Annotated in this window: 18 protein-coding genes and 1 pseudogene; 6 read left to right on the top strand and 13 right to left on the bottom strand. The window is 60.5% G+C overall.

Annotation, left to right across the window (positions count from 1 at the left end; translation table 11 throughout):
• Nucleotides 1-371 precede the first annotated feature (371 nt).
• On the bottom strand, nucleotides 372-710 hold the full coding sequence (locus NKL06_RS10885) for a recombinase family protein (RefSeq protein ID WP_023693519.1): 339 nt from the start codon (nucleotides 708-710) through the stop codon (nucleotides 372-374).
• Between the two features lie 398 nt (nucleotides 711-1,108).
• On the opposite strand from NKL06_RS10885, the gene NKL06_RS10880 reads away from it, so the two are divergent.
• Both NKL06_RS10880 and NKL06_RS10875 read left to right on the top strand, forming a co-directional pair.
• Entirely contained in the window at nucleotides 1,109-1,411 is a 303-nt protein-coding gene (locus NKL06_RS10880) for a hypothetical protein (protein WP_023693521.1), read from the top strand.
• Nucleotides 1,408-1,884: a PIN domain-containing protein gene (locus NKL06_RS10875; protein ID WP_023693522.1), complete on the top strand. Its 477-nt coding sequence runs from the start codon at nucleotides 1,408-1,410 to the stop codon at nucleotides 1,882-1,884. Before NKL06_RS10880 ends, NKL06_RS10875 begins: the two co-directional genes overlap by 4 nt.
• Nucleotides 1,885-2,685: 801 nt before the next feature.
• Here NKL06_RS10875 and NKL06_RS10870 read toward each other — a convergent pair.
• Nucleotides 2,686-3,180, bottom strand: a complete 495-nt coding sequence (locus NKL06_RS10870; RefSeq protein ID WP_031210619.1) for a MaoC family dehydratase — start codon at nucleotides 3,178-3,180, stop codon at nucleotides 2,686-2,688.
• A gap of 50 nt (nucleotides 3,181-3,230) precedes the next feature.
• Between NKL06_RS10870 and NKL06_RS10865 the strand changes: the two genes are divergently transcribed.
• Nucleotides 3,231-3,440, top strand: coding sequence for a hypothetical protein (locus NKL06_RS10865; protein ID WP_023693525.1), 210 nt, complete (start codon nucleotides 3,231-3,233; stop codon nucleotides 3,438-3,440).
• Nucleotides 3,441-3,880: 440 nt separating this feature from the next.
• On the opposite strand, the gene NKL06_RS10860 is transcribed toward NKL06_RS10865, so the two are convergent.
• The 3 genes and pseudogenes from NKL06_RS10860 to NKL06_RS10850 form a co-directional block, all read right to left on the bottom strand.
• Nucleotides 3,881-4,273 (bottom strand): thiamine phosphate synthase, encoded by a 393-nt coding sequence (locus NKL06_RS10860; protein ID WP_245267152.1) that lies wholly within the window; start codon nucleotides 4,271-4,273, stop codon nucleotides 3,881-3,883.
• A 54-nt stretch (nucleotides 4,274-4,327) separates the two neighbouring features.
• Nucleotides 4,328-4,575: pseudogene (locus NKL06_RS10855) on the bottom strand (thiazole synthase); the annotation flags it as partial.
• Between the two features lie 33 nt (nucleotides 4,576-4,608).
• On the bottom strand, nucleotides 4,609-5,766 hold the full coding sequence (locus NKL06_RS10850) for a porin (RefSeq protein ID WP_023693528.1): 1,158 nt from the start codon (nucleotides 5,764-5,766) through the stop codon (nucleotides 4,609-4,611).
• A 1,005-nt stretch (nucleotides 5,767-6,771) separates the two neighbouring features.
• Here NKL06_RS10850 and hemN point away from each other — a divergent pair.
• Complete coding sequence (gene hemN, locus NKL06_RS10845; RefSeq protein WP_023693529.1) at nucleotides 6,772-8,133, top strand: oxygen-independent coproporphyrinogen III oxidase; 1,362 nt, start codon at nucleotides 6,772-6,774, stop codon at nucleotides 8,131-8,133.
• Nucleotides 8,134-8,309: 176 nt separating this feature from the next.
• Here hemN and NKL06_RS10840 read toward each other — a convergent pair whose 3' ends face one another.
• On the bottom strand, nucleotides 8,310-8,501 hold the full coding sequence (locus NKL06_RS10840) for a hypothetical protein (protein ID WP_023693530.1): 192 nt from the start codon (nucleotides 8,499-8,501) through the stop codon (nucleotides 8,310-8,312).
• Between the two features lie 497 nt (nucleotides 8,502-8,998).
• Entirely contained in the window at nucleotides 8,999-9,460 is a 462-nt protein-coding gene (locus NKL06_RS10835) for an NAD(P)/FAD-dependent oxidoreductase (RefSeq protein WP_156939159.1), read from the bottom strand.
• A gap of 55 nt (nucleotides 9,461-9,515) precedes the next feature.
• Here NKL06_RS10835 and NKL06_RS10830 point away from each other — a divergent pair, with 55 nt between their 5' ends.
• Nucleotides 9,516-9,827, top strand: a complete 312-nt coding sequence (locus tag NKL06_RS10830) for a hypothetical protein (protein ID WP_023693532.1) — start codon at nucleotides 9,516-9,518, stop codon at nucleotides 9,825-9,827.
• A 208-nt stretch (nucleotides 9,828-10,035) separates the two neighbouring features.
• On the opposite strand, the gene NKL06_RS10825 is transcribed toward NKL06_RS10830, so the two are convergent.
• Entirely contained in the window at nucleotides 10,036-11,691 is a 1,656-nt protein-coding gene (locus NKL06_RS10825; protein ID WP_031210621.1) for an MFS transporter, read from the bottom strand.
• A gap of 335 nt (nucleotides 11,692-12,026) precedes the next feature.
• Between NKL06_RS10825 and NKL06_RS10820 the strand changes: the two genes are divergently transcribed.
• A complete protein-coding gene (locus NKL06_RS10820; protein ID WP_023743494.1) occupies nucleotides 12,027-12,299 on the top strand; it encodes a hypothetical protein in 273 nt (90 codons plus the stop codon).
• A gap of 216 nt (nucleotides 12,300-12,515) precedes the next feature.
• On the opposite strand, the gene NKL06_RS10815 is transcribed toward NKL06_RS10820, so the two are convergent.
• From NKL06_RS10815 to nadA, 5 genes are all read right to left on the bottom strand, one after another.
• Entirely contained in the window at nucleotides 12,516-13,991 is a 1,476-nt protein-coding gene (locus tag NKL06_RS10815) for an NAD-dependent succinate-semialdehyde dehydrogenase (protein ID WP_023693534.1), read from the bottom strand.
• 355 nt (nucleotides 13,992-14,346) lie between these two features.
• Nucleotides 14,347-14,547 carry a hypothetical protein gene (locus NKL06_RS10810; protein WP_023693535.1) on the bottom strand — a complete coding sequence of 67 codons (201 nt, stop codon included), beginning with the start codon at nucleotides 14,545-14,547 and terminating at the stop codon, nucleotides 14,347-14,349.
• Nucleotides 14,548-14,595: 48 nt separating this feature from the next.
• Nucleotides 14,596-15,477 carry a carboxylating nicotinate-nucleotide diphosphorylase gene (gene nadC, locus NKL06_RS10805; RefSeq protein ID WP_023693536.1) on the bottom strand — a complete coding sequence of 294 codons (882 nt, stop codon included), beginning with the start codon at nucleotides 15,475-15,477 and terminating at the stop codon, nucleotides 14,596-14,598.
• Nucleotides 15,477-17,018: an L-aspartate oxidase gene (locus NKL06_RS10800; RefSeq protein ID WP_023693537.1), complete on the bottom strand. Its 1,542-nt coding sequence runs from the start codon at nucleotides 17,016-17,018 to the stop codon at nucleotides 15,477-15,479. Before NKL06_RS10800 ends, nadC begins: the two co-directional genes overlap by 1 nt.
• The gene (nadA, locus tag NKL06_RS10795; RefSeq protein ID WP_023693538.1) at nucleotides 17,015-17,989 is read right to left on the bottom strand and encodes a quinolinate synthase NadA; all 975 of its coding nucleotides are present in this window, start codon (nucleotides 17,987-17,989) and stop codon (nucleotides 17,015-17,017) included. The genes NKL06_RS10800 and nadA overlap by 4 nt, the downstream gene beginning before the upstream one ends.
• Nucleotides 17,990-18,016: the final 27 nt, after the last annotated feature.

The raw sequence follows: 18,016 nt of genomic DNA, 5'->3' as shown, positions 1-18,016 counted from the left end.
AACCCGCTCTCGACACACGCCCAGAATCTCCGCTAGCTCGCAGACAGTTAGGTCCGCATGCGCACAAAGGCCCAGGAATCGGAGGCGGTCAGGATGCGCTGCCATGCGTAGGCGACTAACCAGTGTCATCATGGCTCAGGGCCAAGTCCTGCCGAAATTTCTCATTTCGCGTTCTCCACAGAAGTTGCAGATTTCGAAGGGTTGTCCAACGACCGGACAAATCTCGGTGGCCGTGACGACCGTCGATATCCTGTGTCGAACAAACAAATGGGCGCTCTTCTTGCCTTTAGCCGAAATTGCAAGCAGTTCGGCCAGTTGAAGACAAGCGGTGCCAGGGTTTGGAACCACTGACCTAAGACGTTGCAATAAGCCTACCATTCACAGCGAGCCGGAGTTGCTAAGAGTCTATGAATTTCCTTGAAGGATCTGTTGCAACGTTTGCCCAGCCTGGCCTGCTCCCGGTTTGCAGCGGTCATGGTCAGGCGATCCATCGCCTCTGCGAGCACGGAATTGCCCTGCATCGCATCGCTGATCAGCTCCTGAAGGCCGGGACGCAACAGCGACGCGCCGCAGATCGCGCGGTGGGTATTGCTGTCGACGACTGTCCAGCCTTGCTTTTCAGCACGCAAGCAGCAGAGCCGCAACTGATCCTCGATCGAGGCGTCTCGGTGATTGTCAGTTGAGTAGCGAGCGCCAAGCGCGACCTTCATGAGGCGGCCCCTTACTCCGGGACGCGGTCTCGCGTCTGGCTATCCGTTTCGGCTTGAACGAAATCCCGTGCGGCCTGTCGCGCCAGCAGCCGGACCAGATTGACGAAGCGTCGATCGGGCTTCGGCGACGCAGGCACAGCCGATTCGCGGGCCGCGCCGGCGACCACACGAAGCTTTTCGGCTGTTGCACGTTTCGGTCGCGCTATGATCGCGTTCCTGCCTGACGCGAAATACTCCGTTTCGCGACAATGATGCCAAGTCACGGTGCTTCGACAAGATGGAAATCCTTTGTGATCAATAACGCGCCTCGCGGAGGAGCCAGTGCTGGCCGATGACGGGGCACCTTGTGCTCCGAAGAAGGCATGGCTATATATCCGGATAGAGAACGGAGGCACGCGATGGGCAACACTGCACAGAAGAGAGCCATCGAGAATTATCGGTCTCGCCTGGCTGAGCGCGGCATCGCGCGGTTCGAGATCCTGGCGTTCGACGCAGACCGCGATCTACTGCGAACTCTTGCCCGAAAATTAACGGAGAGCGGGCCGGATGCCCGACAGCTTCGTCGGACCGTACAGCAAGCCGTGGCGGGTGAGCCACCGAAAGCGGGCAGCATTCTCGCCGCGTTGCGTCGCTCGCCTCTGGTTGGCTCCAACCTCAACCTCAGCCGGCCGCGCGAAGAGGGGCGCGAGATCGACCTGTGACGCGCTACCTTCTTCATACCAATATCATCAGCAACGTCATAAAGCCGGAGCCTTCGGGCTCGTTGCTTGCCTGGATGGGCGCGCAGAAGGACGAAGACCTCTTAATTGCTTCGCTTACTGTCGCCGAAATTCGCCGAGGGATCCTAGAGAAGCCGAAGGGGAAGAAGCGCAGTAGCCTTGAAACTTGGTTCGAGGGCTCCGAAGGCCCGCAAGCGCTGTTCGCTGGCCGCGTGCTATCGTTCGACGAGAAAGCCGGCCTCGTGTGGGCGCGGCTGATGGCCAACGGCAAAGCCAGAGGCCGTTCGCGGAGCGCCCTAGACACAATCATTGCCGCTATAGCTGAAGCCAACGAGTGTGTCGTAGTGACCGACAATGAAAAGGACTTCGAGGACGTTCAGATAATCAACCCGCTCCGTAGCTCTGGAAGCCAAGCGGGTGATGATAGCTCCAACGGTCCGGCCGATTCAATTTGAGGATTTCAGCGGCACGGAGACCGAACGTCTCGTGTTCGCCTACCTTTAGCGATGGCTGGATTGATCTTGCTTAGTTCGGCCAGGGGCGTCTCTTCCAGTTCCGCTTTAATGCCATCCCGGTTCATCTAGTCAGCTCGATCTACCAACAGTTCGCACGCACGAGCGCTGCGGACAAGGCGCGATCGCAGGGACTGCGCGATATGCGTGTCGAGCTCGTCCATCTTACACTCGATCTCGTCTTCGAAGGCTTCTCGCCAAACGCCACTGTAGTCGATGCCGCGCGCGGCTCGGGGCCTTCTCATCGAGGCTTTCTCGCGACTGGTCTGGCGCGCTACCAATGGCAAGTTCGCCCGCCGGGAACTCGTCGGTCTGTACTCCCAGCTCTGGGCGTCCACATCAACTGCGGAGCTCTTGGCATCGCCGTGTTCTGCCTTTGGCTGGCAGCTCTCAAGCTCGACGAGCAGCCGATCGACGACACCCGCGACCTCAAGTTCGACCCGGTTAACTCGATAACACCCTATTGGCAGATTCAGTCGGGGAGGATCTGCCCACTCCGATCACAAGCCGATCTTTCGACCCCGTGGTCGGGAATTCTCCATGGACTTCGTGAACAAGGAATGCAGCGCCGAAAGCCGAAGCGCTTCCGATACATCGACGCCCCTTCCGAGACGGAGCCCCGATTAGGCATTCCTGCCACTCTATCTAGCCGACCCCCGTGGCCGCGTTGCCGATCGGTGCGCACTGGTCGCCTACATCGCCCCGGCACGTGAAGATCGTCTCTGCTGACGCTCGTTGAGCAATTCAGGCCGCCTCCGGCTGGCGTTTGATCAGCGTCAGCGTCAACCAGCGCGCGGTCAGCGCCGGCTTTTTCGAGCCCTCGATCTCAATCGTCACGCCCAGCGCCGTCTGCACCCAGCCCGACGGCCTGACCTTGATGTCGGCCAGTACGAAACGGGTGCGGATGCGCGATCCGGTTTTCACCGGCGCCAGGAAGCGCAGCGATTCGAAGCCATAGTTGACACCCATCTTGCAGTTTTCGAGCGGCCGCATGGTCTCGAAAGTCATCGCCGACAAAAGCGAAAGCGACAGGAAGCCATGTGCGATGGTGCCGCCGAACGGCGTCTCGCGCTTGGCGCGCTCCGGATCGCAGTGGATGAACTGGTGGTCATCGGTGGACTCGGCGAACTGGTCGATCATCCGCTGCGAGACCGCCCGCCACGGCGACACGCCGACTTCCTTGCCGACGCTGGCCAGAAGCTCGTCGAGACTGATCGGTTCCACGCTAATGTCCTCCATTTCAACCGTCCGAAGCGCGAGCGGCTTCATTCCGTGAACAGTGTCAGCCCATGCTGCACCGACTGCCGGCCATCCATCGGCAGGATGGCGCCGGTGAGATGACTGCCGTCACGGCTGCACGAATAGAACGTTCCGCCGGCAATCTCATTCGGCGCACCGATGCGGCCGATCCGAACATGGCCGCAGACGGGCTGGCTTGTATCTCGGTCGCGGTGCGCGTCCTGCAGGCCGCCGAAAGCAGCTCGTCTTGCTACGGATGATCATTCCGCCGGCGCCGCTATGCGGTATTGTCGCAGATTGATAAAATCAATTGTCTGGATAGGAACCATCCGTGTCTCGAATGGTGGAGGAGTAGTCCAGCAGACGGGGTGGCTTGTGGTCCTTCTTGAAGCTCCGCCACCAGACCGGGTTGCGTAACTTGGATTTCCAAGGCGTCTTCCTGGGTTTGCACCGTCAGCGCGCTGACAGCAAGGCAGGTGCGCAGGTCACGGCAAGCGATCGTCTCGATCTCGCGGGCAATTCCAGCCCTACCGCGGGAGTCAGACCCTACAACAACGAGCAGACGCGGTTCTCGCCCCAGCGCTATTGTTCTGTCTTTCGATCCATTCTCGCGTGCGCGCTTCTGGGGCGTCGTTCAGCGCAAGGTCGGTGACCACGGCTGCGCTTTCGGCGCCAGCCTCGAAAAACGCCTTCGAGCCGGTCAGGTTGAGGCCGTCGATGGAGACCAATGGGATCGGCGCGACCTGGTGCTTCCACTCGCTGATCCGCTCGAGCCCTTGCGACGCCCATTCATCTTCTTGAGGCTAGTTGGATAGACTGGGCCGAGCGCCACATACTCCGGCTCGGCCACTGGCGCAGTTCGGTGTGATCGTGGATCGAAAGGCCGAGCTTCAATCCGGCGTATTTCATCGTCAGCATCGGCGGCAGCCAAATCCTTTTGACCAAGATGGACGAAGTCGCAGCCTTCCTCGATTGCCGTGCGCCAATAGTCGTTGACGCTCACTTGGCAACCATGGACCGCGCAGGCGTCGTTCGCGCGGCGGATTTCCGTCTGCAGTCCTTTCTCGTCCATATCCTTTATCCGGAGCTGCACCAGACTCACGCCGAGCGGGACCAGCCGGTCAATCCAGCCGGCACGTCGACGACTTCATGAGAAGACGGCCCTGCCGATCGTCGGTGGGTAGCGCGGTTCGAGCATTCCCGAGTTGAAAGCTTCACGACCGGCATCGACCGCTTTGCCGAACGCACGCGCCATGCCGACCGGATCGGCCGCCCTCGGGACCGCCGTGTTCAGGAGCACGGCGTCAAACCTGAGCTCCATCACGGTCGCCGCGTACGACGGCCGTCCGAGCCTGCATCCACAATCAACGGAATGTAGGGGAAATGTCCGCACATCAACTGGACCTCGTAGCTCAACGCTTCATCGCATTAGAATGAGCGTTCGAAACGCAGGATACCGCCGACACTGCTCTTCTTGTTGGCATTGGTCCAGTTCACTTCGGAAGCTTTCACCTTTCCGACGGCGGAGCCTCCGTAGCGGTCATAGTCGAGTTCAGCCGTAACTGTGAAATCTGGAAGAAGCGCGTAGGCGACGTTCGCAGCGACACCATAGTTCTTGAGCTGATCACCCGAGAGCTGAAGGTTCAACGAAGTTGTCTCGTTGAGCTCGTAAGCGGCGCCAGCCCAGAAAGCCCAGTTCCCGCCCCAAATCTTATAGAAGCCGCGACCATGAGCGTCGATCGCGTTCATGGAGTCGTCGTTGAGCTTGCCATTGGAACCGTAGCCGAACATTCCGAACAGCAACAGTTCGTTGGTGACATTGATGTCGACACGGACCTTGGCGGCCACCGATTCGTAGTTGCTATCATAACCAGCAACGCAAGTGATCGCTCCCCAGCCATGTGTGTATTTCAAGCCGCCGACTATGTGCGGAGCGTAGTTGTCGATTGTGCCCACCACGCCTGAGCCTTCTTCGAGCGAAACCACGGCCGAAAAGCCGTTCCCGGCGTCGAAGTAGTACTGGACCACATTGGTATCGAAAGCGCCGTACGGAACCGGCGTCTGGTTGAGTACGTCACCCGCGCCGCCAATAAACACGTCGAAGGCCGACCAGTCCTTACCAACTCGGAGGCCACCAAGCTGAATCCAGGCGAAGGTCAAGATGCTGTCTCCGTTGAAGGCATAGGACCGAGAACTGTCCGAAACCGAAGTGTGGCGGTTACCGAAATTCACGCGGGTTTCGGTGTAGGTCTTCAACGTGCCGAGTTCGGTCTCCTGGCCGGTCCAAGCTTTCAGTGTGAAGCGCGTGTTGTTTTGCCATGTACCCTGATCCTCACCAGTCCTCACATCTGAGGTTCTTGAGTGGTAAAACAATCCGACATCGCCCAAGCCCACGTAGTAGCTAAGATAGCCGCCGATTCGCAGGCAGGTCTCGGTGCCTGAAATATAGACGTAGCTGGAGCCGTAGACGTCGCAGATCTTGAGGTACTCAGTGGGATCAGGCTCGGGGACGATGATCACGGCGCGAGCGTCGGAAGCGGCGATCAGTGCCGCAGTTGAGCCGAGGAGGAGGCTCCCAATGGTCATTGTTGATCTCCGTCTAAATAGTAAAAGGAATCGAGACCGATAAATGATTTTTGCTAAGCAAACGATTGATAGCGAATCAGCTTAATTCTAGGAGTGTTGCTGCACCTGCCGTGCTAATGCTTAGGAGAAGTTAGAATGTGGTTGAGACTTGCTGTCACATAGATTAAGTAATTATCATTCCAAGGCGGTCGTACAACATTTTTGTACAATTACCCTTTTGACCTCCGCGGCGGGCCTCACAAAGGGTACTACTGCAAATGACGTGCCACCCTGGCGACCCAGCTGCGGCTTGAAGCTCAAATGTGCGGGCGGACCTTGGTTCGCGCTTCCGTTCTTTTTGCCTTGCGGATCCATCCAAGCACGAACGGCAAACGTTTCGGCTACGGTTCGTCTGTTCGCTTCGTGACAGTTTGGCTTAATGGCGACGGCATTGTTTGCTGTGAGCCCCGCCGTTGAGGCATCATGCGGCGGCCACCGCTCGGTACGACGCCGTCACTTTGGCGAGCTGATGGTCGATAACCACGCGCCGCAGCCTTGCACCACTGAGTCGGTAGGCGCCAGCCTTGGCATTGCGGCGGACCTGACGGTCGCGTCGAGCAGGTTTTCGTGTTGAAAGCGGCGCGGCACAGCTAATGCTTCTTGCCAGCAATTCACACAACGAGCTCATCGAGACGGCAGAGATCATTATGGGCGGCGCTAGCTGGCGTGCAAAGTCTGGACCCAACACCGTATTGTCTCATCGGATGCGGCATCTGCGCTCAGAAGAGTCTCCCACGCGCAGATGAAGGGAAGGGACGTCGAACAAAACGGTGCGCGTGAGGGTTTCGGCGGGAACACCATCGTCAGTCGCTGACCGAGTGCGCTCAGACCATCGCTGTCCAGCCAAGACTGAACGGCGCCCATTGGTAAAAATTCCGAGCCCAAAGCGGAACGGACTGACATAGCGCAAAGACGCAGGCGAGCGCAGCGGTAAGGTTGGATGTTATCAGCATGGGACGGTGACCGTTGCAGACCACGAAATTTCGAGAGGCCCGGCTGCCTTGGTACACTATCTATCCCGCTGTGTCGGAGTTCTCTGGGGCGGTCGGCGCCGAGGCTTATGAGGAATGGCTCAGGAACCTGCCGGCTGATGATCCGGTGTCACTTTATCTGCACGTTCCGTTCTGCCGATCAGCCTGCTGGTATTGCGGCTTCCCAACCACCATCACCCGCCGTGATGCGCCCATCCTCAACTATCTGGCGGCGCTGCGTGACGAGATCCGTCTGGTTTCGGAGCGAGTGCCGAAGACGTTGCCCGTGAGCGACATACATTTCGGCGGCGGAACGCCGTCTCTCATCGGACCAGCCGAGTTCCTCGCTCTGATGGAGTTCCAGCGATGCCGCTTCGCCATCTCGAAAACAGCTACGGTCGCCATCGAGATCGATCCACGAACACTCACGCCCGAGATGGCGGAAGGCTTGGGAGCGGCCGGCGTGAACCGCGCGAGCCTGGGCGTACAGAGCTTCGATCCCATTGTTCAAAAAGCGATCAACCGAATCCAGAGCGAGGCCCAGACGTCGGCTGCCGTGGAAGTGCTGCGCCGGCATGGAGTAAGCCGCATCAACTTCGACCTCATCTACGGCCTGCCGCGTCAAACGGTGGAGTCGTGCGTCGAAACAGTGAGGGCGGCGGTCGCCATGCGCCCCGACCGGCTTGCCTTGTTCGGCTACTCGCACATCCCATCCCAAGTAAAGAATCAGCGCCTCATCGAGGCGGAATTTCTTCCCGACAGCACTGCCCGCGCTGAACAGTATGCGGCTGTCGCCGTGACGCTGATTGCCGCCGGCTACCGACAGATCGGGCTCGACCATTTCGCCTTGCCGGACGACGAGCTCGCGCTGGCACAGGAAACAGGTCGCCTGCGACGTAACTCGTTGGGCTACTCGGCCGATACCTGCAGAACCCTGATCGGTTTCGGCGCGTCGGCTATCGGCCGCCTCGGCCAGGGATACGTTCAAAACGAAGTTACACGGGATTCCTACATCCAGCACATCGCAGCTGGCCGACTGGCTACATCGAAGGGCCATCGCCTCACAGACGACGACCGCGTGCGAGCCGCAATTATCGAGCGATTAATGTGCGATTTCGAGGCTGACGTGCCGGCAATCTGTGTCGCCCACGGATCTGATCCGATCCGTCTTCGCGATTCGGCTGAGCGCTTGGCCATGCTGGCCAAGGACGGGATAGTGGACTTCGAAAACGGCTTTGTCCGCGTACGGCGGGAGCATCGCTTTGGGATTCGCGCTGTCGCTGCCGCATTCGATGTGTTTAGGGATGGCGTTACGTATATCCCGCAGCAGCTTAATGCGATGCAAAGCACGACATAGTCCGGCATCAATGTCTCCGCTTGGAACCGCCGGCCTACTTGCCACGCCGGCCGGGCGCTGGTCTGGCAAGTGGGCTTTCCGTTTGTCAATGCGTTCGTTCCCGGCCCTCACGGGGCGGCGAGTCCCTGCCGTGAGCGCCTCACCCGCGAGGCTACATGGCGGCCGTGGAGATTACCTCACCAGCGGCGCCTGATCGGAAACCTTAGCACCTCAGCGCTTTGGCGTGGCTGCTTGAACTCTTCGACGGCAACCGCCTCAATTAGCAGGTCCAAGGCTTCGCGGCCCCTTTGACTCATCGGGTCATCCCCACAAAGGTAGTCATACGCTCGATCTAAATGCACTCGGGCGGCGGAAAAATCGCTTGTCATATCATAGAACCCTCTCTACCCGCCCGCATTGCCGTCTACGAGGTGAAGGTAGTGCAATCGTCAATATATACAGAAAAATTTGAATTAAATCGGAGATGATCATGGAGGCCGAGTTCCCTGACCTGATGCCGCCATCAAGCCCGCCGACGACCACTCGCTGGCGCTCGGTCGCTTCATAAATGCCGAGCACCCCGTCCCGAGACCACCTCTGACCTCCCTCCTTCGATGCTATACGCGTGGAAGACATGGCTGCGCCGCCGCTGCGAGAAAGGCGTGTCCCGTCGCGCGGCGGCTGCATAGTGGGCAGCCAGCGCCGGGAGCTAATCGGCAAAGCCGCGTGTGGCGATTTTGCATAGCGCGCAGGCGAATCGCCACGCCCGTCCAGCATGTCCGATGCCGCGTAGGCCGCCAGGATCCCTGAGCGGAGTGCATGCACGATCCCGCGTGATGACAGTGGATCGGCACAGAACAGGCAGTCGCCCGCCGCGACGCAGCGGTCACCGGCGGCGGGATCGATCGTTGCGGTTCCCGCCGCCTTGATCATGCTGGCGGTCTCGATTGCGTTGGGCGGCACGAGCGGCGCGACGGACTGCGTTGCGGCTAAAGCGCGGTACCAATGTCCGGCTTTGCGCAGTTCGCTGCCCAGATCCGGATCGGTGAGGCACGCGCAAGTCGGCGCTGTACCACCAGCCTTCGGGACGCGCCTCGACGACCATGCTGCAATCGCCCGGTGCGCGGTCGAAAAAGCGTGTGTAGGCGGCAAGATGTCCGTGCATGGTGAGCTTGGCGCCGAAACATCGGGCCAGCCTCCAACTGGGACCGGTCGCCCAAACCACGGCGCGGGCAACGATAGCTTCATCGGCCAGCTTGAGCAGCCAGCCTTGATCGTCGCGCACTGCCGAACCCACGGCCGAGCCAAATCGCGTGTCCACACCTGCCGCCTTGGCCGCCTGCACCATCAGCCGGTCGAATCGCGTCCGGTCGAGCTGCCAGCCGGCACCTTGAGCGGAAAACATGCCGCCGCTCGCTGGGAACTTCATTGGCCCCCACCGAAACAAGCACACGATTTTCAACGAAGCCGGCCTCGGCGAACGGCGTCCAGACACCAAGCTGACGCAGCAGCCCATTCGCTACTGCCGGCAGCACCTCTCCCGGCTTTGGCCGATCATGCCTTCCTGCTTCCAGCAACAGCACGCTCCGCGCGGGTGCATCGTTGCCAACGCCACTCCGGATGTGGTCGCCGCCGAACGTGATCGTCTCAGCGAGCTGGCGGGACAAAATGCCAACCTCAAGATAGCGTTGGCCCGGATCAGCGAGGCGGACTGAGGAAGGCTTTAAATTCAAAAGGTGACACGCGGCAATAGTCGCGTGCCGCTGTAGCCCCAGGCTCCGCTTCACCGTGGGGACCGATCGGTCGCACTCTCAGCCTGGAGTTCTTCTCTGCCACCCATCATCGAATTTTGGTGGATTATCCGTCTCCCGCACCGGTTTGAGCGCGATAGACAAGAATCGCGTTTTCTGTGCCGGCCGGGCTTCAATGACGGGGATGGCGAAAAGCTGAGTGCTCGGGCTTGCGGGCCGAGCTTGTCGGCCGCTCGATGGAAAGGGTCATTTGAGGTGGGGTCTCGGCCGCGTGCAGCTGAAAGACACGCTCGTCCAGTTCCTTGTCCACTTCCGTCAGACGATGATTGAGGCGAAGGTAGTCCGTCCAGGTCGGCGTGCGGAACGTTTCCGTCCAATGCATAGGCTTCTGCAAGTTCCGCTGGAGCGTCCAATTCCGAGCACCGACCCGGCTGTGTACATGACGCCGCTGCCGCATGAGGTCGAGGAAAGCCTCGAGATCTCTCTCGGCGATCAGATATTCGACCTTGACCACGATCGGGCCGCTTCTCGGCTTCAGGTTGAGCGCGACAGCCGGGGCATCGAATTCCTCCAGAGGATCGGGCTCTGAGTCGCGGCGCTCGCGAAGAGGAAACAGAACGCCGGCTGCAGCGACGATCAACAGGGCTCCAGCGGAGCCCTCCAGCGCCCAGGTCAACGAATGGTTTTCGGCCACCGTGCCCCACACCCAGCTGCCGAGCGCGATGCCGCCGTCTATCAAAGCATAGTAGATCGAGATGGTGCGCCCCACGACCCAGCGCGGGCTCGCCAGCTGCACGCTCACACCGACCCCTGACCAGGCGGTGACCCAGCCCGCGCCGCCCAAAGCGAGTGCAATTGCCGCCACCCCGATCGAAGTTGTCAGTGCCAGGGAAAGTGAGCACGCCGCGCAGGCGACGCAGGAGAGCCTCATCAGCCTTTCTTGCGACAAGCTCCGTCTGAACAGGCTGTTGGAGAGGCCGGCGAAAACGGCTCCGGTCCCGAAGCCAGCCATGAGCGCGCCATAGGCGAGCGGGCCTCCTCCCAGCTGGTCGCGGACAACCACCGGCAGCAGCGCGAGTATGGCAATGCTCGCCAGGCCAAAGAGGGTTCCGCGCGCGATCGCTGCCTTGATCTCCGATGACATCGCCGTGAAGCGCAGCCCGTCATAAATTGCCGTCCTCATCGACTCGCGAGGAAGAGGGGAAGAACGAACCTTCCACTTGCACCGCCAAATGGTGGCCAAGGGTACGAAATAGGTGAGCGTGGTCAGGGCGAATGCCGCCATGAGGCCAAATGAGGCAACCACAATGCCGCCGAGCGCCGGACCCACAGTCCGGACGGTGTTGAAGCCAACAGAAAGCAGGGTGACGGCAGCGGGAACATCGCGTCGATCCACGATATCGCCAACCGACGCTTGCCAGGCCGGATCATTGAGAGCACCGCCGCTTGCGATCAAGAAGCTGAAGCCGAGGATCATCCACGGACTGACAAAGCCCAGCGCCACGGACGCGGTCAGCATCGCGGACGCAATCACCATAAGGCACCGACCGGCGAACATGACCCGGCGCCGGCTGAAATTGTCGGCGAGAGCTCCGGCAAAAACGGACAGGACGAAAGCGGGCAGGTTCGATGAAGCCTGCACCAGCGCAACCATCAGATCGGAAGTCGAGATCGTTGCCATCAGCCAGCTGATGGCGACAGTCTGCATCAACCAGCCGAGGCTTGAAACCTGCGTCGCGAGCCAGATCGAACGAAAGGTCGGCTGCAGAAGTGGCCCAAAGGTCCTTGGTGCAGCCAAATCTTCGTTTGATCCAGCCACCCTACTCATTTTGCGATCCTTTGCTTTCCGTTATTGTCGCTTCCCATGTAATCTAGGCTGAACCGTGGCGGCTGGAAGAATAGAGAGGAACTGGTTGGCTCCGACGAGTGCAGCACAGTTTCCTCGGCATTGAGGGTCGCGGCACGCGGGCGTGGGCCGGCTCACTCGCCTTCGAAGATGTCTTGTCAAGGTCGGAGTCACTTGTCGCTTAACGCACCAGGCTTCATCAACGCGCACTTTGCAGAGCGATGCCTTTTCGCGAAACGCGACCCTGTTCTTTGTTGAAGACTCATTCATCAGCGGCGTTCGATGCGCTGCGTGTGGCTTAGGGAGAGTGAGGACGCTTGCAGATCTTCGACAGGATCGATTCACTGATAGGCGCAGACGATTGCCGGGCCGCGATCGAAGAGGCGCGCGCCTTGCTACTTCGATTCGAACAAAGGTCTGTTGCGCTCACGCATGCGATAGACGACTTTCTGCTCGACCTGATAACGCTAGCTTTCATTGTTGAATGTTACGGACGCGGCTTTGAACTTTTGGCGCGAACGCTGGCTCGTAGAAGACTGGCAAAGGTCAGGCTTTTGTCGGAAGAGGTCTATTCCGCCAGAGAGAAATGACGCCCAAAGCTTGTTGCTAACCGGCTATCGCGCCGCGTTCCGCCACAGTGACGAAGGCAATTGACGACGTTCGACCACCAAAAAATAGGCGGAAAACCGGGGCCCTTTATGAGGCAGACTCGGTGTGGATTGTTCCGCGAATCTGAAAACTGCGGGTCCATTTCGTGGCGTCCCGCCGTCCGCTGGCCTTCATCGCGGCAATCGCCGCCCGCCGCCTCAGATGCCGCCCATGCAGAGGTACTTCATTTCAAGATAGTCTTCGAGGCCGTGGCGGGAACCTTCCCGCCCGATGCCGGACTGTTTTATCCCACCAAAAGGCGCGGCTTCTGAGGACATGCGTCCTGTGTTGATCCCCACCATGCCATATTCCAGCGCCTCGGCCACACGCCAGACACGCTTCAGGTTTGAAGCATAGAAGTAGGCGGCGAGGCCGTATATCGTATCGTTGGCCTCACGCACGGCCTGATCAGCATCCTCGAAGCGGATAATCGGCGCCAAGGGTCCAAAGGTCTCTTCTTGCGCCACGATCATTTCCCTTGCGACGTTGCTGAGGATCGTCGGCTGGAAAAAGTTGCCATCGCTGCCGATCCGGCCGCCGCCACATCGGATCGCGCCACCTTTGGCCAAGGCATCGGCAATGTGAAGTTCGATCTTGGCCAGTGCATGCCCGTCGATCAGCGGACCGATGGCGGCACCTGGATCGAAGCCGTCGCCGACCTGAAGCTCACGGACACGCTCCACGAATTTGGCGACGAATTCGTCATGAACGCCCGACTGGACGTAAAGCCGGTTGGCGGAAACGCAGGTCTGGCCGGCATTGCGAAACTTGGCCTGGATCGCACCGTCGACGGCAGCATCGACGTCGGCATCATCAAAGACAATGAAAGGCGCATTGCCACCCAACTCTAGACCGACTTTCTTTATCTGGTCCGAGCACTGGCGCATGAGCAATCGGCCGACCTCGGTCGAACCGGTGAAACTGATCTTGCGGACCTTGGGGTTGGAGCAGAGTTCGCGGCCGACCGTATTGCCTTCGGAGGCGTAGATGAGGTTGACGACGCCTTCGGGAAAGCCGGCAAGATGGGCCAGAGCAAACATTGCACCTGCCACGAGGGGCGTCTGTTCAGCAGGTTTGAGCACGATGGTGCAGCCGGCGGCGAGAGCCGGCGAGATCTTGCGCGCAACCATTGAGGCGGGGAAGTTCCAGGGCGTGATCGTTCCAACGACGCCGATCGGCTGTTTGATCACCAGCATGCGACGGTCTGTAGAGGGCGGCGAGATCGTCTCACCATAGATGCGATTAGCCTCTTCGGCGTACCATTGCAGATATGCGGCCGCATGCGCCACCTCAGACTTCGCTTCGGCCAGCGGCTTGCCCATCTCCGCAGTGAGGATCGCTGCAAGATCGTCGGTGTGGTCGACGATCAGTTGGTGCCAACGCCAGAGGATGTCGCTGCGCTCGCGCGCGGTCAGTGCGGCCCATTCAGGTTGCGCCACATGAGCTTTGTCGATCGCCGCGCGCGTCTCCTCAACACCCATGTCGGGCAGTTCCCCGAGCACCTCGCCGGTCGAAGGGTTTGATACCTCGAAGGTCCGCTCGCTTACTGGCATGCCAAGAGCCGGCACCCGGTCAATGGCTCCGAACAGCTCGCGCGATTTCAGGTGGCGAAGCATTGGCTCGTACAAGGGCAACCCGAATCCTCCTCGATGCAATTGGCGTGTCACACGACTTTTTGGTTTATCCGCTGGCCTATGGTTTCGCATAGGGCCTCAGTGAGGGGCCACTAGACCCACTCGAATCCACTCAACCGAAACTGATGTCAGTTGTGCGAAACAGTCCGACCATTTCTCGAAACAAGGAGATCGAATCCGTGTCGTTGCTCGCGCACTGGAGGGCAAATCGTGATCCTGCCGCGCTGTCAGATATTCCAACTGGTGTTTGCAGTCCAACCGCCCTTGAACGCGCTGGAGCACTGCGCGTCTTTTTTGCGGAAATAGAAGTGCCGAGGTCAGATTTGAAGCTGCCGCAGCGCTCAGTTCAGCAGGGCTATCCCTGATCTATGGCCTTGCTTTGATGGTGGGAGCGCTCTTTGCGGACCATGTCGTACGACTCGATATACGCCATCTCCAGAAGGTATCCTAGGAACTGCAGCCTGTGAGACCCCGCGATCTGATTCAGCTCGCTGAGCATTGCGCTGATGAAGGCAAGCGCCTTGGCCCGGTCGGATCTCAATCCCTTGTCGATCATCGTACGTCCCCACTTCCGCAGATTGCTCCTATATGGAGCGCGCTCTATTCAGTTCAGATGCTTCTGGATGCATGCTTCGATAGGCACGTCCATGCCGATGTCGAGGATTGGCGCGCTGTGCGTAAGCCACCCAATAGAAATGAGGTCGACCCCGGTTGCCGCTACGGCTGGTGCCGTTGCCGGCGTTATGCGACCCGAGGCCTCGGTGGTTGCGCGGCCGTCGACCATTGCCACCGCTCGGGTCAGTTGCTTGACGAACATATTGTCCAGCAGGATGGCGTCGACCCCGGCGCCTAGCGCGATCTCGAGCTGGTCGAGCGTGTCGACCTCGACCTCGACCTTGACCATATGGCCGACCGCGGCGCGCGCCCGCTCAATGGCCGTGCGGATGTCGCCGGCAATGGCGATGTGATTGTCCTTGATGAGCACGGCATCATCCAGCCCGAAGCGGTGGTTGGCGCCGCCGCCGGCGCGCACGGCGTATTTTTCCAGCGCGCGTAGCCCGGGCGTCGTCTTTCGCGTGCAGACGATCCGTGCTTTCTGACCGCGCACCGCCTCGACGATCTCGGCCGTTGCCGTCGCAATGCCGCTGAGATGGCAGAGAAAATTGAGCGCTGTACGCTCGGCCGCAAGCATTCCACGCGCCGGTCCACTCACCCTTGCAATGGTCTCACCCGCCGCGATCCTGCTGCCGTCCAGACGTCCAAAATTTATGTCGATCGACGGATCAACAAGCATGAAAGCGTAGGCTACCAGATCAAGACCGGCAACAACGCCAGACTGCCGTGCTCTGAACGCAAAGGTGGCCTTGCAGTCAAAGGGTATAATCGCGTCGCTGGTAAGGTCACCGGCTTTGCCCAGATCCTCAAGTAGAGCGCTACGCACGATCGGCTCGATCGCGATCCCGGGAAGGGGTGGAGGTGACGTCATCAGGCACTCCGTTCCGCGGGCCGCAGACTAAGTTCGGCCGCAACCGTCATTGCTGAGGCGAGGGTCAAGCGCGAAGACCGGGCCTGCGCCCTGCGTGTGGGGAAGTCCGACCTGCAATGCGAGCCGCGGCTTTCCTCGCGCCGAAGCGCTGCAATGGCGATTATCAGCGCGATCAAAGCAGGGTCGGAAGCGCCAGTGTTGCGAACCGCGATCGGCAGCAGCGTTTCCACGGTGTCGGATAGTGCTTGCCCGTCCCGTATAACACCGAGCCCATTAGAGACCGCGTCGCGAACGGAGGAGGGGTCGGGCCGCGGGGGTGCCGTTGCGACAAGCCTTGGCCACTGCCAGCCCGCAGGAGCGGCAGCTACGCTTTGCGCGACCCACAACGAGGTCGTCACGGCCTCGGTCAGCGAGTTGCTGGCAAGCCGGTTCGCCCCGTGCAGACCGGTGCAGGCAACCTCACCGCAAGCCCACAAGCCCGACACCGTGCTGCGGCCCGCGGCATCCACGGCCACGCCGCCCATGTGATAATGTGCCGCCGGGCGAACCGGGATCGGCTCAACGGCAGGATCGATTCCGGCGTCCCGGCAATGCCGGGTCACAGCTGGGAAGCGCTTGGCGAACTTCTGGCCGAGGGACTGCCGGGCATCAAGGTAAACACGATGTCCGGTGCCAAGCTGCTGCCATACGGCCCGTGCCACGACGTCGCGCGATGCCAGCTCGCCGCCAGGCGTATCGCATAGAAAGCGGTGCCCGCACTCGTCGATCAGGACTGCGCCTTCGCCGCGGACCGCTTCGCTCACCAACGGCATAGGCCGATGCGAAACATCGAGCGCCGTCGGGTGGAACTGGATGAATTCCAGATCGGCGAGTTCCGCACCGGCGCATGCGGCGAGCGCCAGGCCGTGCCCGAATGAGCCGGCCGGATTGGTCGTGTCTCTGAACAGGGCGCCGATACCGCCGCTCGCAAGAACCACGCGGCGCGTCGGAAATATAATCGCCTGTCCACCTTTTGCCGCCACAACGCCGCTGACCGCCCCATTTTCCACAATGAGCCGGCGGGCTTCCATGCCTTCCAGAATTGTGATCGAAGGCGTTCGCCTCACAGCGATGATGAGCGCGCGTACAAGCTCGCGGCCCGTAGAGTCACCCCCGGCATGGACGATCCGGCGACGGGAATGCGCTGCCTCGAGCCAGAGCCGCAGTGTCCCGTCCCACGAGCAGTCGAAGGCGACGCCCAAGTCCATCAAATTCTCGATGGCTCGGTCCGCCGCATTCGCAACGCGTCTGACCACACTCTCGTCGCAGAGGCCATCACCTGCAGCAAGCGTGTCTCCAAGATGGAGGTCTGGACTGTCGTCAGCGCCGAGGCTTGCCGCCAGCCCGCCTTGCGCGAGTGTGCTGGAGGTTTCGGTCCCGAGCCGCGTCGGGGACAGAAGGTAAACGGGATGGGGCGCCAGATGAAGCGCGGTCATCAGCCCGGCAACGCCAGCGCCGATGATCACGGGCGCTCCCCTGATGTCGCCGACGTCTGGCGTCATACGGCAAGCATCCGCTCGACCGCACGCCGAGCACCATCAACCACTCGAGCATCGATGGTCACGATGTGGCGGGTTTCTTGCAGCGCCGTGCGAATGTTGGCGAGCGTGATACGCTTCATATGCGGACAGAGATTGCAGGGGCGCACGAACTCGACGTCGGGGTGCTCGATGGCCACGTTGTCGCTCATTGAGCATTCGGTCATCAACACGACGCGCGCAGGCTTGTGCCGTCCGACGAAATCCGACATCGCCGCAGTCGAGCCGGCGAAATCGGCAACCGCGACAACTTCCGGCGGGCATTCAGGATGGGCAAGCACGGTAACGCCAGGGTAGGCATCGCGCAGCTCGCGAATGTCGGCTGGCGTGAAGCGCTCATGCACTTCGCAATGACCGTTCCAGGCGATGATCTCGACCGAACTCTGTGCCGCGATGTTCCTGGCCAGGTATTCATCGGGCAGCATGATCACCCGCTCAACGCCAAGCGACTCCACCACAGCAAACGCGTTGCCGGAGGTGCAGCAGATGTCCGACTCGGCCTTCACGGCAGCGGACGTATTGACGTAGGTCACCACCGGCATGCCAGGATAGCGTTGCCGCATCAGCCGCACATCGTTCGCAGCGATCGAGTCAGCCAGCGAGCAGCCTGCGCCGAGATCTGGAATGAGCACCGTCTTGTCCGGATTGAGGAGCTTCGCCCTCTCAGCCATGAAATGCACGCCGGCGAGCACGATGATGTCCGCATCGACGGTCATTGCCTTGCGGGCCAGCGCCAGGCTGTCGCCGGCGATGTCAGCCACGCAGTGGAAGATCTCGGGGGTTTGATAGTTGTGCGCCAGGATAACGGCTTTGCGCTCGCGCTTTAGCGCCAGAATGGCCTCGACGTCGTCGCTGAAAGCCGCCCATTCCACTCGGGGGATGACGCGCTGGACGCGCTGATACAGGGACGCGGCCGAAGGTATCGTCCCGCTCACCGGCGCCTCCCGTTTATAATCCATTCG

The organism is Mesorhizobium sp. C268A (assembly GCF_040324475.1).
Lineage (GTDB): Bacteria > Pseudomonadota > Alphaproteobacteria > Rhizobiales > Rhizobiaceae > Mesorhizobium.
The sequence above is the reverse complement of the archived record's forward strand: the minus strand, read 5'-3'. Positions and strand labels throughout refer to the sequence as shown.